This is a genomic window from Serratia sp. 25CWL12 (genome assembly GCF_055790885.1).
The window spans coordinates 2,177,462-2,193,874 of sequence record NZ_CM147698.1; the positions used below are offsets into that span (position 1 = coordinate 2,177,462).

Below are 16,413 nucleotides of genomic sequence, written 5' to 3' on the forward strand. Positions count from 1 at the left end.
GCAAAGGGTAAACAGTTGTTGATGATTCATGCTATACCTCCTTGCGAAATGAGTGAGTGGAAAAAACGTGGCGAGGCTACACCGATTGGAACGGGGTTTCAAGTGTTTTTGAGCTATGCTGTTTGTTTTCTTCACCATATTGATACAGGAAAATAAGATGAAGAAACATTTGAAGTTTTGCTTATTCCGCAGTTTGTTACTACTGGGGGTAGTCGTTCTCGTTGGTTGTTCACGTTCTGACGCCCTCTGGACGGTGGTTGATAAGGTCTGTATGTCCAACTATCAACACAAGCGTGGCGCGTTTCCCTGCCAGCAGGTCTATATTCCTAGTGGTAAAAGTCAAGGTTTCAGCATTATCCAAAATCCACGTTTTCCTTATCATTTCATTCTGGTGCCGACCGCGGCAATGTCGGGTATCGAAAGCCCTCAACTTTTAGTAGATAGTCGCATTGATTACTTCGGTTATGCATGGTTGATGCGTTACCGACTGGCAGCTGAACATGGAAAACCGATCCCAGAAACTATGTTAGCAATGGCGCTCAACTCAGCTTATGGTCGCAGCCAGAACCAGTTGCATATTCATCTGACCTGCCTGCGTGAAGATGTTTACCGCCAATTACAGGCTGAACGTCCATATATCGATGACAACTGGCGACCATTGCCAGATACCTTATTGAAGCATACCTATTATGCCCGCCGAGTCCTGCAGCCTACTGCGATGGGCATTGACCCCATCAAGTCAGTGGCAGAAGGATTCAATTTGTCATCACCACAATTGGCCGAATATGGCATTGCTTTGATACCCAGCACATTTTCAGGGCAAAAAGGCTTTATTTTGTTAACTACCAAACGAGGTTTGGATCGGGGCAATCGTGCTTCAGTGGAATCGTTACTGGATAAGACATGCATGATTCTGCCACGCTAATATCCCAGTCACCAAATTTATCGGCGGCAGCCGCCGCCACGCCCCCTCAGTACCCTTTGCCTAATAACAGACTTCGTCGAGTCGCGACGCGTTTTATCAAGCAATTCGAATTAGATAGATTGGTCGAACAGTCTAGTAAAGGGTAAATACATCAAAACGGCCAAGGGTACCGGTAGCAGTGTCGCCAGGAGGTCTCTTTTTATTCTTCCTGTCATCATATTGCTACATCCTTTGATTATTGTCTGCCAAATAGAGCATCCAGAAAAACGGGGTTATGGCTATCACCATAACCCCGGCTGATTACAAATTGGCGACCTGCTTATCTTTCGGATATTTAACCGTATAATCCAAGGTGAATTTTTGTGTCTGATTCGCCGGCAGTTCCACCAGCCACTGCACATCACCGGTGTCTTTATCGTAGGTAGCGCCCGGGTACTTCAGCCCTTCAACGGTAATGGCCGCATCACGGCTAAGCGGCACCTGGTCCATCACCACCAATTTAACCGGTTCTGTGCGGGTGTTTTTAACTGTGGTGATATAGGAATACTGTTTATTCACCGAATTACCAAAAAACTCTGGCTTAGCGGTAAATTGCTTATCATTTTCGCGGTTAACAATTATCTTCTTGTCTCGCCCTAATGAAAGATCCAGCGTCTCTTTGGCATCAGCTACATTGATATATCCCTGGCCGACAAAGGAGTCTTCAAAGAAGATACTCGATTTGCCTGGCAGCAGATTCAATTTTTCCCACTCTTTTAATTGAACCTGTAAAAAGGCTTCCGGTTCAATTTTCGGCACCACCACATAGCGATAATCCCCCTGCACCTGTGCTTCCTTGATCAATACCGCATGACCTTTACCATCAGAAGTAATGTTATAAGGCAGGGAAATCGTAAAACGGCTATTAATACCGCCAGTATCTGTCACCACATAATCAGACAATGCACGTTTGGCCAGTGCTGGGGCTGGCGCAGACTTTGCCACCGCCATATCAACAACCGGAGCTTCCATTTGAACCGACTCACTCACCTTGCTGGCAGAGTAGTCCCGATACAAATCGAGATACCAAGGGGCTAACGTGGGCGCTTGTGCACCTTCGCTGGGGTTACCGCTGGAGAGTGTCAATTTGACGTTGTGCCAATTGATGCCACTATTCTGAAACACATTGGCTTTATAGCTCAACTTGACTGGCTGATTAATGCTATCAACCCGCACATCATAGGTGGGCATCCAACCGGCATCAGGGATGGCATAGGATAACTTGAGATTGCTGGTGACGGCTTTAGGGGTATAAAGTTTCACCACCACCTGATTAACCGCCTCACCACTTTTTTCTTGTGCATCATCCCGTTGGCTTTGCAGTTTAGCGATATTTTTTTCAATCACAGCGATTTTTTCCTGCAGTTCGACATCCGCCAGCAGCAACTCATTCCCCCGGCGGCTGACCAACTCCAGCATCTGATTGATTTGCTCAATGGAAGCGCCCTCTTTTTCCCCGCCCAGTTTACGATTGCTTTCCAGCACCGCAAGCTGCGACTTGATCACTTCCCGTTGTACATTCAGTTTGCTCTGTTCACTCTGGGCTGATTCAATCTGTTTAGTCAGTTGTTGCACTTCTGCCGAGTCGCTCTCCGCCAAGAAATCGCGTTTTAGACTAAAGGATTGCACCACCACACCATTATCGGCATCAAGCAGCAGGCTTTGCTCATTGAGCTCACTGGCGATATTGGTAAAAATAATTTCACTTTCACCCGCAGGTAAGGTCACTTGGCTATGGTTAAATAACTCAGCCCCACGAATAAAAACCGTGGCATCAGTCAGGGTAACATTCTGTATCTGGGCCTCTGCCCACACCTGGCTAGAACAAGCCAATAACAGCGATAACGTCAGGCGCTTTATTCTATTGCCACGCTTTATTCTATTTCCACAAAGGTGTGCCATTTTAAAATTTTCCTTAACTATTAGCTGGAATATACCCAAATTCAATCACATTAGTTGATAAAACGCACTACGTTTTAAACAGCATTTACGCTGTTCCGAATTAAAAGGGGTGTCTCATGCATGTGATTGATTAATCCCTCAGAGCATAGCTAACGCTGTGAGCAGAATGATAAGTCTGGTGAGACAAATCGCTCAGATAAATCCGAATATGTCAGTGTAGCTAGCCTGCATGCACTTTACAGTATGAGCGGTATATTTACTTTTTATTGTGTCGAACCTAATAATGTCCTCTTTCTTTTTCAGGAGTGATGAGGTAGGGATGAACCCAATGATTCGCAAAATGCTGTTAACTTTGGTCGTGGTTGCTATTGTGGCCGCAGGGCTGTTCACTTGGGCTTGGTATGGCCTGAAACAAGATGCTACCCAAGCATTTAACCAAAATAGTATTGTGCAGTCTTATCTTGGTAACGTCACCATCGAAGAGTTTGGACTCAGTCAGTATGCAGCCTCGTCTCAATGTAATGGCGATTGCGAACACTACCTGGTTAAATTGAAAGGTGAAAAAGCCAGCGCGATGGCCGTTACCGACTTAGCTAAAGGTGTCCCTGAACTCTCCTTTGCCATCTTGTGCCTGGCAGATGGTACTAATATTGCTCTCACGCAAAATGCCGAGCCTCGTGTTCAATTTAGGCCCGATGATAAACATTGCCAGTAATGTTCTACTTCGTGTCACTGAAGATACAGAGAGACGGTAATCACCGATTTGTTCAGTGATTACCGTCTATCCTAAAACTGAATGTGGCACAGCTGACGAATGCGGTTACCCCAAAAAACCGCCTTGCTGGTAAGGTGTTTCTCTTTTTTTCGACTCTAAGTCTTCTTTAACTGTCAACAGTGTAAATATCCAAGCCGGCCCTACGCCTTGATGGGGATAGTGGTGAGGCATCTTTGATCTTGTTATCCAACAATATTATAGATTGACGGGCAACGGAGATAATACATGAGGATATATACCCGAACCAATGAATCTGCCGCGATGTTGGCTACGCTTGTTCACCCGAATCACTGAACCATATAAGCTCATCGGGATTCTCTCGCTTGCCGCGTTACTCGGCACTAAGCCTCGCCCTAAAGGGCCAGCGCAACGCTGTTCAAAACGCAATGCGTTTTGTCCTGCAACTTGAATGAACTTGGGTATTTACTGGAAGTTATCCCCGTCATTACTCAACTTGTAGCGATATTCGCTTTAACTTGGATAATAACGGGTGTACGCCGCTTACTGCGGTTTTCTTAATGACCCGCCCGCGACCTATTTAAAAATTGCCGTGACAACATCCTCTGCACCGGCATAGGCATAGCCCCGATACATCCCTTCGCTGTTAAAACTCAGGCTGATATTGCCCTGTGCATCAACCGCAATCAGGCCACCTTCACCGCCAATGGTCGGTAGCTTTTCCATCACCACTTTACTGGTGGCCTGTTCCAGCGACAAACCGGCATAACGCATTAAGGCACAAACATCATAGGCGGTGACCTGGCGCATAAAAGATTCCCCGGTACCGGTACAGGAGACCGCCGCAGTCTGATTATCCGCATAGGTGCCAGCACCAAAAATCGGCGTATCACCAACGCGGCCCACCTGCTTATTGGTCATACCACCGGTGGAGGTTGCTGCTGCCAGATTACCCTGATGATCAAGGGCCACAGCACCTACGGTACCGAATTTTTTATCTTCATTAATCGGGCTGGCCCCTTGGGCTGGCGCTGCGGCTAACGCTTCGCCACTATGATCAAGAACGCTTCCCCCTGACTCCCTCTCACCCGATAAAGCTGCTCACGCCGGGCTTCGGTAGAAAAATAGCTGCTTTCTACCCATTCCAACGCGTGTTGCTGGGCAAAGGCTTCGGCGCCCTCCCCAACAAACAGCACATGATCGCTATGCTCCATCACCGCGCGAGCCGCCTTGATGGGGTTTTTGAGATGGCTGACACAAGTAACCGCGCCAGCTTGCTGATCTTCGCCACGCATGATTGCGGCATCCAGCTCATGGGTTTCCGCATGGGTAAACACTGCGCCTTTCCCCGCATTAAATAACGGACAATCTTCCAACATCGTCACTGCCAGGGTGACTGCCTCAACAGCGCTCCCCCCGGCGGTGAGAATTTGCTGGCTCGCCAGCAAAATATGGCGCAGCGCCGCATGGTATTCCTGCTCTTTCTCGGCACTGACTGCGTGGCGGCTAATGGTACCTGCGCCACCATGAATCACGATAACCGGCTTGATAACATCCATTTTAACACCTTAATAACAATAAGAATTCTTGGCCGTCGCTGACGAAAATCAGTTAATTAATACGCTCCACATGGTGACAAGCCACCTGCGTATTGCCAAAGTGGCGTAACTGCGGTTCTTCATGCTGGCAGCGTTCATCGGCAAATGGGCAACGTTTATGGAAAGCACAGCCAGAAGGCAGATTCAGCGGGCTAGGTAACTCACCGGTGATCTTGATTTTTATCTTGCGATCTTCTGGATGAATCGTCGGCGTCGCTGATAGTAATGCTTTGGTGTAAGGATGCAACGGCTGTTCATACAGCGAGGTTTTACTGCCAATTTCAACCGCTTTCCCCAGATACATCACCATCACATCGTGGGCGACGTGCTCCACCACTGACAGGTTATGGGAGATAAACACATAGGTGGTATTAAACTCAGCTTGAAGATCCATAAACAGGTTCAGCACCTGGGCCTGAATGGACACATCCAGCGCCGAGGTGGGTTCATCAGCAATAACAATTTTAGGGTTGAGCATCATGGCACGCGCGATGGCAATCCGCTGCCGCTGGCCACCGGAAAACATGTGTGGATAGCGCTGATAATGCTCCGGGCGTAACCCTACTTTCATCATCATCATTCGCACCCGCTCTTCACGCTCTTTAGCACTGAGTGAGGTATTAATCACCAGCGGATCACTCAGTTGGGTGCCAATTTTGCTGCGCGGATTTAACGAGGCATAGGGGTTTTGAAATACCATCTGCACTTTGCTGCGCATCGCTTTGCGCTGGGCGTCATTGGCCCCCACCACGTCCTGACCATCCAACACCAGTGAACCTGAAGTGGGCGGTTCAATCAGTGTCAACTGGCGCGCCAGGGTCGATTTACCGCAACCGGACTCCCCCACCACTGCCAGAGTTTTCCCCGTTTCCAGTGAGAAGCTGACCCCGTTAAGGGCTTTGACACACTGGGGTTTACTCAAAAAACCTTGCCCCACCTGATAATGACGAGTCAGATCGGTGGCCTGTAATATTGTTTTCATGGTTGACCTTCAGCGCTGAGAGGAAAATGACACCTGACGGCATAGTGATCCGTAACCGTGAGTTCAGGCCGCTGCGTGCGGCATTGTTCCTTGACGTAAGGGCAACGGGGAGCCAACAGGCAACCTGCTGGGCGGTCATATTGCCCAGGCACAATCCCTGGCAAGGTAAATAGCCGTTCCGTCCCTTTACTGTGTTCAGGGATCGATTTCAGCAACGCTTGGGTATAAGGATGGTGCGGATGACGGAAAATATCAGGCACCGCCGACACTTCGGCCACCTGCCCGGCATACATCACCACCGCTTTATGGGCAATCTCCGCCACCACCGCCAAGTCGTGGGTGATCAGGATCAGCGCCATGCCTTGGGTTTTCTGCAGGTTTAATAACAACTCCATCACTTGCGCCTGAATGGTCACATCCAGCGCGGTGGTTGGTTCATCGGCAATCAACAGCTTAGGCTTACAGGCAATGGCCATGGCGATCATCACCCGCTGGCTCATGCCGCCAGATAACTGATGCGGATAAGCCGCCAAACGGCGCTCAGGATCAGGGATCTCCACCAGGGTCATCAATTCAATGGCACGCTCCAGCAGCGCATTCCCCTTCAAGCCATGGTGCAACGTCAGCACTTCCATAATTTGCCGACCCACGGTATAGCAAGGATTAAGCGATGACATCGGGTCCTGAAAAATCATGGCGATATCTTTGCCAATGATTTTGCGGCGTTCACGGGGTGACATGCGCAACATGTCATTACCGTTAAAGCTCAGGGTATCGGCAGACACCCGCCCCTGCTTTTCCAGCAATCCCATCATCGCCATCATAGTGACCGATTTACCGGAACCTGACTCCCCAACAATCCCGACGATTTCTCCCTCTTCGACGGTTAAATTCACATTTTCAACAGCGCGAAAAGGTTTGGCCCGCGCCCCAAATTCTACAGAAAGATTGCGAATAGCTAACAGACTCATGTGTTCACCTTATCCTGCCTGCTTGAGTCGAGGATCTAATGCGTCACGCAGACCATCACCGATCAGGTTGATGGAGACCACCGATAACAAAATTGTCAGACCCGGCATGGTGACAATCCACCAGGCGCGCTCCATATATTCACGCGCTGAAGCCAGCATGGTTCCCCATTCAGGCTGTGGCGGCTGAATGCCTAACCCCAAAAAGCCCAGAGCGGCAATTTCTAAAATGGCAGAAGAGAAACTCATGGTCATATGCACAATCAGCGGGGCCATACAGTTTGGCAACACGGTGAAAAACATCAGGCGTAACGTCCCTGCGCCACCGACGCGGGCCGCCATGACATAGTCCCGATGCAATTCCATCATCGCTGAGGAACGCGTCAAGCGCACATAGCCGGGCAGTGAGGCAATGGCGATGGCAATCATCGCATTGAGTAAGCCTGGGCCCAATACCGCCATAATGGCGACAGCCAGCAACAGCGTAGGCATCGACATCATGATGTCCATTAAGCGCATCACGGCAACGCCGATAAACCGGGGGTAAAACGCCGCCAGTAAACCGAGCAGTACGCCAGGGATCAAGGCAAACAGCACAGCACAAAAACCAATAAACAGCGATAAACGACCGCCATACATCAGACGGGAAAGAATATCGCGGCCCACTTCATCGGTCCCTAATGGGAACGCGGCGCTGCCATTGGCCTCCCACATGGGTGGTTGCATCAGATGATCGCGATATTGGGTAATCGGATCATAAGGCGCTAACCACGGGGCAAAAACTGCGGCAATCAATACCACTAACATAAAGCAGAGCGCTACCGTGGCACCACGATTAGACAAAAAGCTCTGGCAAAACTCTTTCAGCGGCGAGGGGTAGCTACCAGAAATATCGTCCTGTTCTACCGTAGCATCGAGATTATTCAACATAGTCTGAGCCATCATCAGGTCCTGTTAAGCATGACGAATGCGGGGGTTAACCACACCGTACAAAATATCCACAATCAGGTTGGTCATAATGACCAGTGTCGCTACCAGTAAAATGCCGTTCTGAACCACCTGATAATCACGCCGGCCAATCGCTTCGATCAGCCATTTACCTATGCCAGGCCAGGAGAAGATGGTTTCCGTCATCACCGCCCCACCCAATAATGAGCTGACGCTTAAACCGATAATGGTTAATACCGGGATCAACGCATTGCGCAAGGTATGGCCGAAAATTACCCGCATGGGGGATAAGCCCTTGGCATAAGCGGTGCGCACATAATCTTCACGCAGTACTTCCAGCATGGACGAGCGTGTCATCCGTGAAACAATCGCCAGTGGCACGGTAGCCAGCACAATCGAAGGCAGGATCAGGTGTTTAAGGGCATTAAGGAACGCCCCCTGATTGGCTTCGGGATCCTGGAATTGGGCAATCAAGGAGTCGATGAGCATAAACCCGGTGTGGGGTTCAATATCAAAATCCAGGTCAATCCGCCCCGATACTGGCGTCCAGCCCAGTTGTACCGAAAAGAACATGATCAGAATCAGGCTCCACCAGAATATCGGCATGGAAAAGCCGGTTAACGACAGCCCCATCACCCCATGATCGAAAATTGACCCACGTTTAACCGCCGCTAATACGCCGATAGGGATACCGACGATAATCGCCAGGATCATCGCGACAGTGGCCAATTCCAAGGTTGCCGGAAACAGGGTTAAAAATTCATGCAGCACAGTCTCATTGGAGGTTAACGAGATGCCTAAGTCACCATGGGCCAGGTTAACCAGATAATTGAAATACTGCTGGGGTAACGGCAGATCCAAGCCGAGCTTTTTCAGCATTTCCGCATGATAGGCCGGGTCCATGCCCCGTTCCCCCATCATAATCTCCACCGGGTCACCGGGAATCAGGTGGACCAGCATAAAGGTAATCAAGGTGATCCCAATAAACGTTGGGATCAACATCAGTAACCGCTTGATAATAAATTTAATCATCGCTATCCCTGTTGCTAGCTAGGTACGGCAGGCGTGACGCGCTACCGTACCGGGTGAAGCTCAATGCGTTATTTACCACCGTCTACCGACAGCGTTTGCCCGGATATCCAGCCAGATTCTGGCGCGGCAAAAAACAGCACGGCATTAGCGATATCTTCTCCGGTGCCCAAACGGCGTGTGGCGATTTGATTAAGAATCACCTGCTGTTTGGCTTCACCAAATTTTTGCCACTGGCGCTCACTGCTGGGGTTAGAACGCACAAACCCCGGTGCGACGCTGTTAACCGTGATACCAAATGGCCCCAATTCATGACCGAGTTGGCGAGTCAAACCGATTTGTGCCGCTTTTGCTGACGCATAGGCTTGTATACCGGTCAGGCTGACGCCCAGCCCCGCACCACTGGAAATATTGATAATCCGACCATAGTTGGCGGCTTTCATCGCCGGTGCTACCGCTTGGGCAAACCAGAAGGCGCTATCCACATTGACCTGAAACAGGGCATGCCACTGCTGTGCCGTCACGCTCTCCAGGGGTTGCCCCTCTTGGCCGCGTACCCCACCGGCACAATTGACTAACACATCAACCTTGCCCACTTCCGCTACAAACGCATTAACGTCGGCCTGAACCGTCACATCCACCGTGCGAGCCTGTGCTTGGCTTCCGCACGCTTGCTGGGTGACCGCTAGGGTCTCGGCGTCAACATCACAAACCCACACTTTTCCGCCAGCGGCAGCAAAAGACTGGGCTATCGCCCGGCCAATGCCCTGCGCTGCACCGGTTACGATGATGGTCTGCCCGGTAAAATCTGCCTTCATTGGTCACTCCTTGTGCTGCTGGAAAACGATGGATTGAGCAGTGCCGCTACCTGATCGAGGTTACTCCACGACAACGCTGTACCTTGTTCAATCTGATGAATACCGGTGATGACCGCCTGCAACAATGGGGTCGCAATGCCTAACTGAGCCGCCTTAGCGACGATCACTCCCAGTTGTTGATCCACTTCGGTTTTACGTTTGTGGATGGCTAAATCACGCCAGATACCACTGTGGGTTTTGGCCGAGCGACGGTTAAATTCCACCATGGCATCCATTGAGGCGTTACTGTCGGCCATGGCAGCATCAGCACGGAAAGCCGGGGGATGAAAACCGTTGAAGCCTTCCAACGGAATATTGGCGGCCTCAGCAACGGCGCAAACCTCTTTACCAATGGCAATCAAAACCGCACGATAATCTGGATGTGACAGCACATCGACAATGGATTCATTGGTCAAGGCAGTGCCAAACAAGATGGCTCCGTAGCCCAACTTTCCCCATAAATAGCTGAAGATCTGCGTCGTTTGCTGCGCGTTGGGCTCAAATAGCTGCATTAGATGGTGAATATCAGCCAACCGAGGCGTCAAGGTGCCGTTCAGTTCGCCGACCACCACCGCGCCGTGCCCGGCATAATGAATATGCCCCGGTTCGAGAATATCGGCGCCAAAGTTGATAAAGCAGCCAATACAACGTGATTCACCGACAATGTCGGCAATAATCAGCTCATTCAAGCCGTTTTGTACCGAGACTACTTCACCTTCTGGTGCCAGATGCGCGGCCAATGTGCGGCAGGCCGCTTCGGTATGCTGGGCTTTGGTACACAGGAAGATGCGCGGATATTGTTCAGCAACCCTTTCACCCTGCGCACCGGATGTAAAAAGCTGCTCCGGTAATACCGCCTTGGCACTGACGACAAACTCTTCTATCGGACCACTAATGCGTAAGCCTTGTTGGTTAATCGCCGCGACATGCGCGGGATTATTGTCCACCAGCAATACGGACTTACCGGCGCGGATCCAATAGGCAGCCAACGTGCCCCCCATGGCACCGGCGCCCCAAATCACAATCGGTGAATCACTCATTGCCATGGCCCTTCCAAAATCTCGCGGGTTTCAGCAACGGCAATCTGCCACATGGCTTGCTCCACTTCCTCAGGGCGCTGATAGTAGCCACCAAAATTGCCATCCCCCAGATAGGCTTTAACCTGTTCAGCGTTCATCACGTGGAAACGCTGATAGTCAATGGGGGCTTTACGGGCATCGGGGCAAGGTGCATGGGCCAAACGCGTCCAAGGCAGGTTCTCCATCCAGCAGGCATGGGAAGAGGTCGGATCCACCGCACGGACCTTGGCTAAGGTATTGGGCGCATTCCACCAGTTATAGAAGCGCACTTTAACGTCGGGATTGCTGAGCATCCATTCAGTGGCCGCGCTATGTGCCGGCTGATTGCCGCCATGGCCATTCACCAGCACGATACGTTTGAAACCCGAACGGGCCAGGCTATCGAGCAAGTCGTGGATCAGCCGTACATAGGTTTCGACCCGTAAAGAAACGGTACCGGGGAAAGCCGCAAAATAAGGGGTGACACCAAAAGGTATCGCCGGATAAACCGGGATCCCCAACGGTTCTGCTGCATCTAGCGCCACTTTTTCCGCCAGGATCATATCCACGGCGACGCTTAAATAAGCATGCTGTTCAATACTGCCCAGCGGCACCACAACGCGGTCGTCCTGTTGTAGATAACTTTCGATCTGCATCCAGTTCATATCTGCAATTTTCATTACTTCTCCCTCTGGTTAAACGTGGCTAACCTTCTGCCGATAGCGAAGGAGCGGAGTGAAGCGGTTAAACTTCCCTGCTCCGCCCTCTCCACCAGGCAGGACTTGCCTTAATAGGCTGGCGTTAAATGGGGTACAGCGTGGTAAATTTCTGTTCCAGGTAATCCAGATAGGGGGTGGCATCCAGCCCATTTCCGGTAACGCGTTGCAATAGTTCATGAGGTAAATAGGTGCGGCCATGTTGCAGAATATTTTCCGTCAACCAATCCTTGAGCGGCGCGTAATTCCCCTGAGCTAATTCACGCTCTAATGAGGGTTGCTGTTGCTGTGCCGCAGCCATAAATTGTGACCCCATGACGTTGCCTAAGGTATAGGTAGGGAACGCACCAATCATGCCCTTTGACCAGTGAATATCCTGCAGTACCCCGTCCGTGTCGGTGGTCGGTTTTATCCCCAGATAAGCCTGGATTTTCTCTGCCCAGAACGCGGGGAGATCTGCAACGCGCAAGCTGCCATCCATCAACCCCATCTCGATTTCAACCCGCAACATAACGTGGAAGTCATAAGTCAGCTCGTCCGCTTCCACACGGATCAGGCTAGGCTCAGAGCGGTTAATGGCTCGGTGGAACTGCTCTAGTGAAATATCGTCCAGTACCCCCGGGAAGGTGTGCTGCAAAGTGGCATAATGGTTTTGCCAGAACGGCAGTGAGCGGCCCACGCGGTTTTCCCACAGGCGTGATTGCGACTCATGCACCCCATAGCTGGCACCCGCCACCGCATACAGGCCAAACAGATCCAGAGTTAATGCCGTGCCCGTCAACGCCGGGGAAACATTCTGCTCATAAATGGCATGACCCGCTTCATGCAAGGTGCCAAATAACCCGGCGTTGATAAATTGCGGATTAAAGCGGGTGGTAATCCGCACATCTTCACGGGTGATGGAGATTTCGAATGGATGGGTGGTGGTATCCAGGCGGCCCCGTTGGAAGTCATAGCCAATCATTGCCGCCAATTGGGTGGAAAGTTCACGCTGCTGAGCCACCGGGAAGTGGCGGTGTAAAAAGGCATTATCTGGCTTTGGGGCGGCATGAACCCGTTTTACCAGTGGTAATAGACGTTGCTGCAACTGGGCAAACAGCGTTTTCAGTGCCGGTACGGTCAAGCCGGGCTCGTACTCGTGGGTCAACGCCTCATAAGGGTGGTTTTCATAGCCAACCGCATCAGCAAAGCGACGTTTTAAATCAACAATCTTTTCCAGATAGGGCTGAAACAGGTGGAATTTATTCTGCGCCCGGGCTTCACGCCAAGCCACTTCAGCCACCGCCACCAGTTGTGCTTGTTCGATCACCAGACTGGCAGGCACCTTTTTATAATGGGCTATTGCCTGAGTTAATGCCTGATGTGAGCGCTGCTGGTGCAGGGTTAAATCAGCACTTTTTTGCTCTTCAGCCAGTGCAGCGGCGAACTCGCTGGAGAGGATGATATTTTGAGCCAAGCTACTGAGAGTGGCAATTTGTTGCCCACGATGCAGGCTTGCACCATTTGGCATTCCGGTGCTGGCATCCCAATTTAATAAATTAATTACATTCAGCAAATCACTCAGGCGCGAGACCTGTTCGGTTAATGCAGTATGGCTCATGTTGTTTCCTAACAATGATGATCCAATCCCCCTTGATTAAGGGGGATGGATTAATAAGGCGTTAACGTTTAGAAACTACGGTAGGATATAAATATTATTTAGTAATATCTGCATCCGCATAGCTATTCAACGTTAATGGGCTCGCCACCACACCCGTGACTTTCTTGCTGGTTGCTAACGCATTCAGCGGGTGGAAAAGTGGGATCCACGGTAAATTCTCCTGGAAGATCACCTGCGCTTGTTTATACATTGCAGTCCGCTTTTCAATATTGGACTCTGCACGTGCATCTTTCAGTAATTGATCAAAGGGTTTATCACACCAACGTGAGAAGTTGCTGCCATCTTCCAATCCTGCACAGGAGAGGTTATTTGACAGGAAGTTATCTGGGTCACCATTATCTGACGCCCAACCCAATACCACTGACATATGCTCACCATCACGCGCTCGGCGTAATAATTCGCCCCACTCAATGGTTTTAATATCGACGTTGACACCAATTTTCTTGAAGTCTGCCTGCAACATTTCAGCGGTTAATTTAGGATTCGGGTTAGAACCACTGGTACCAGGACGCACCCAGATCTCCATATCAAAACCGTTCGGATGACCCGCTTCCGCCAGGAGTTGCTTGGCTTTCTCAATATTCAGCTCAAGGGGCTTAATATCGGAGTCATAGCTCCATTGTGAAGGCGGATAGGGGTTGGTCATTGGCGATGCCGCATTGGCGGTCACCACTTTAATCAGATTAGGGCGATCCACCGCCAGGGCTAATGCCTGACGCACCAATTTATTATCCAACGGTGCCTTTTGGGTATTAACCTGCAAATAAGAACTGGTCAGTGCCTGGCCTCTAAGCAAATTAAACTTGCTATCCGCTTCAATGGCTGACCAATCTTGTGGGCTCGGGTAGAGCATCACATCACATTCACCGGCTTTCAGGCGCTGTAAGCGCACAGAAGCATCAGGGGCAATACTGAAAATCAATTGGTCGATTTTTGGCTTACCGCGGAAATAGGTCGGGTTGGCTTCATAACGGACCATCTGATCTTTGTTATAACGCTTAAAGACAAACGGCCCGGTACCTACCGGTTTCACATCCATATCGCGCACTTTGTTCGCTTTTTCTAATTGCGTGGCATATTCATGTGAAAGTATCGAGGTAAAGCCCATGGCCAAATCGGCCAAGAATGGGGCTTCAGGGCGGTTTAATTCGATGCGCACTGTGTAGTCATCAACACGATCAATGGATTTGATCATCTCCTTAAAACCCATGGCCTGTGCGTAAAACCAACCTTGTACCGCGGTTTTATACCATAGGTTGTTCGGATCAATCTGGCGTTGCAGGCTATAAACCACATCGTCCGCATTCATATTGCGTGTGGGTTTAAACCAAGGCGTGGTATGGAATTGCACATCTTTGCGCAAGTGAAAGGTATAGGTTTTACCGTCTGGGCTAATTTCCCAGCTTTCTGCCAAGGCAGGTCTCAGTTCCGTGGTGCCTGGTTTAAAGTCAATCAGGCGATTATACAGCGCCTCAGATGAGGCATCAGCCGTAGAGTTGGCATGATACAAGGAGTAGTCAAAGCCATCGGGACTCGCTTCGGTACAGACTTTCAGTGTTTTCGTGGGTTCGGCAGCATTCGCCATACTTGCCATCAACAACAAACTAGCCCCGACACTCAACGTGAATTTCTTGATCATGATCGCTCCTGAAATGTTAATTAAAAAGACCCACTATCCCTTGGCGACTTAAAACTGTCGCTTTGATTGACCGCAGACGAACACTCGCTTTATCCCTGAGCCTCGCCGTTGACCGCCTGCAAAACGGTTACCTACCAATTTGACTCGCCAATCGCTGGCTGGCGTCTTGCTCACCAAGACTCATCGCCCGATAGCAACACCAGCCGGGTTGAGTACGAGTTGAACATTGGCGCGTTTGGCGGCATTTTGCAGATGCTGTTCCATAGCCTCTCGGGCCAAATGAGGCTCACCCATTTTTATGGCTAAAAAGATCTGCTTATGCTCCGCTAACGCCGGTTCCATATCCGCAAAACTGCCGTGCGGTGGTGTTTTACTCTGCTCATACGGTTGACGAATGAGCTTGATAATCTCTTGCAACAAACGATTACCGGCAATACGAATGATCTGGGCGTGAAAATCCAGGTCACACAGCTTAACCACTAACAGATCACCCTGTTTTGCCGCCTGATAGGCATCAGCAATCGACGTCTCCAGACCGGCAATATCGCTTTCTATGGCGTTGACCGCAGCATGAGCGGCAGCAAAACCTTCAAGCTGATGGCGCATTGCCAGCACTTCAGCCAGTGAGTAGTTTTCAAACCCCCACTGCGGCTGTTCCGTAGAAGTGCGTGCGGCGACATACACCCCCTTCCCCGGCTTAATACTGACCAGCCCGCGTGACTCAAGATAACTGAGTGTTTCACGCAATGAAGCGCGGCTAAGTTGAAGTATTTTCGCCAGTTCGTGCTGTGAGGGGAGACGCTGCCCAACGGCCCATTCTCCTGCGCCAATCCGTGCTTCTATCTGCTGAATGGCTTGTTGCACTACAGACATTTTGGTCGTCACTACTGAGTCCTTACTCTAAGGCATGACAGGTCAGACAGGTTAGACGTGTCACGCAGTTAGAAAATGATGGATATGCTTTTTTTTGTCAATTCCGATGAAAAATTCAGTTACCGTTAGGTTAAAATTGGTTTTTTACCAATAAATTCATATAGTAACAATCAATCAACTCATCACTGACTGGTTGAAAATACATTAATCTTAGCGCGTGATACTTTTAGATGAGGATAAAACATGATGAATGACTATAGAGAGGGAATATTTCAGGATGGGCACTAAAGAGTCGCACTGAATCATACTACTGGTCGATAGCGTGCAGATTAACCAGGTATCTGCATATCAGTAAGGTGTTAGTCGGGAAGAAGAAATCGAAGAACGTGGTTGCTGCCCGTTGTTTACCGACAGTGCGTAAGGAGATGGGCAAGTGCCGGCTGCGATTCACTGATTGAAACGGCGCAGCTCATAACCAGGGTGAGC

13 protein-coding genes and 1 pseudogene are annotated in these 16,413 nt (G+C 50.2%); 2 read left to right on the forward strand and 12 right to left on the reverse strand.

What is annotated here, in order from left to right; translation table 11 throughout:
• Positions 1-157: 157 nt before the first annotated feature.
• On the forward strand, positions 158-925 hold the full coding sequence (locus ACX9GV_RS09530; protein ID WP_473197871.1) for a CDP-diacylglycerol diphosphatase: 768 nt from the start codon (positions 158-160) through the stop codon (positions 923-925).
• Between the two features lie 300 nt (positions 926-1,225).
• Here ACX9GV_RS09530 and ACX9GV_RS09535 read toward each other — a convergent pair whose 3' ends face one another.
• Positions 1,226-2,866 (reverse strand): DUF4139 domain-containing protein, encoded by a 1,641-nt coding sequence (locus tag ACX9GV_RS09535; protein ID WP_473197872.1) that lies wholly within the window; start codon positions 2,864-2,866, stop codon positions 1,226-1,228.
• 319 nt (positions 2,867-3,185) lie between these two features.
• Here ACX9GV_RS09535 and ACX9GV_RS09540 point away from each other — a divergent pair, with 319 nt between their 5' ends.
• A complete protein-coding gene (locus ACX9GV_RS09540) occupies positions 3,186-3,581 on the forward strand; it encodes a hypothetical protein (protein WP_023490287.1) in 396 nt (131 codons plus the stop codon).
• A gap of 594 nt (positions 3,582-4,175) precedes the next feature.
• Here the strand turns inward: ACX9GV_RS09540 and ACX9GV_RS09545 are convergent.
• From ACX9GV_RS09545 to ACX9GV_RS09595, 11 genes and pseudogenes are all read right to left on the reverse strand, one after another.
• Positions 4,176-5,158 (reverse strand): annotated as a pseudogene (locus tag ACX9GV_RS09545) (isoaspartyl peptidase/L-asparaginase family protein).
• Positions 5,159-5,210: 52 nt separating this feature from the next.
• Positions 5,211-6,179 (reverse strand): peptide ABC transporter ATP-binding protein, encoded by a 969-nt coding sequence (locus ACX9GV_RS09550; protein ID WP_023490263.1) that lies wholly within the window; start codon positions 6,177-6,179, stop codon positions 5,211-5,213.
• Positions 6,176-7,150, reverse strand: a complete 975-nt coding sequence (locus ACX9GV_RS09555) for an ABC transporter ATP-binding protein (RefSeq protein ID WP_473197873.1) — start codon at positions 7,148-7,150, stop codon at positions 6,176-6,178. Before ACX9GV_RS09555 ends, ACX9GV_RS09550 begins: the two co-directional genes overlap by 4 nt.
• A 9-nt stretch (positions 7,151-7,159) precedes the next feature.
• Positions 7,160-8,077, reverse strand: coding sequence for an ABC transporter permease (locus ACX9GV_RS09560; RefSeq protein WP_037385388.1), 918 nt, complete (start codon positions 8,075-8,077; stop codon positions 7,160-7,162).
• A 24-nt stretch (positions 8,078-8,101) separates the two neighbouring features.
• Positions 8,102-9,127, reverse strand: coding sequence for an ABC transporter permease subunit (locus ACX9GV_RS09565; RefSeq protein ID WP_023490260.1), 1,026 nt, complete (start codon positions 9,125-9,127; stop codon positions 8,102-8,104).
• 68 nt (positions 9,128-9,195) lie between these two features.
• Positions 9,196-9,942, reverse strand: coding sequence for an SDR family NAD(P)-dependent oxidoreductase (locus ACX9GV_RS09570; RefSeq protein WP_473197874.1), 747 nt, complete (start codon positions 9,940-9,942; stop codon positions 9,196-9,198).
• Positions 9,939-11,027 (reverse strand): ketopantoate reductase family protein, encoded by a 1,089-nt coding sequence (locus ACX9GV_RS09575; RefSeq protein WP_473197875.1) that lies wholly within the window; start codon positions 11,025-11,027, stop codon positions 9,939-9,941. Before ACX9GV_RS09575 ends, ACX9GV_RS09570 begins: the two co-directional genes overlap by 4 nt.
• A complete protein-coding gene (locus tag ACX9GV_RS09580) occupies positions 11,018-11,719 on the reverse strand; it encodes a creatininase family protein (protein ID WP_473197876.1) in 702 nt (233 codons plus the stop codon). The genes ACX9GV_RS09575 and ACX9GV_RS09580 overlap by 10 nt, the downstream gene beginning before the upstream one ends.
• Before the next feature lie 121 nt (positions 11,720-11,840).
• Positions 11,841-13,355 carry a carboxypeptidase M32 gene (locus ACX9GV_RS09585; protein ID WP_473197877.1) on the reverse strand — a complete coding sequence of 505 codons (1,515 nt, stop codon included), beginning with the start codon at positions 13,353-13,355 and terminating at the stop codon, positions 11,841-11,843.
• 94 nt (positions 13,356-13,449) lie between these two features.
• Positions 13,450-15,054, reverse strand: coding sequence for an ABC transporter substrate-binding protein (locus tag ACX9GV_RS09590; protein ID WP_023490255.1), 1,605 nt, complete (start codon positions 15,052-15,054; stop codon positions 13,450-13,452).
• A 180-nt stretch (positions 15,055-15,234) separates the two neighbouring features.
• Positions 15,235-15,939, reverse strand: coding sequence for a FadR/GntR family transcriptional regulator (locus ACX9GV_RS09595; RefSeq protein ID WP_473197878.1), 705 nt, complete (start codon positions 15,937-15,939; stop codon positions 15,235-15,237).
• Positions 15,940-16,413 lie beyond the last annotated feature (474 nt).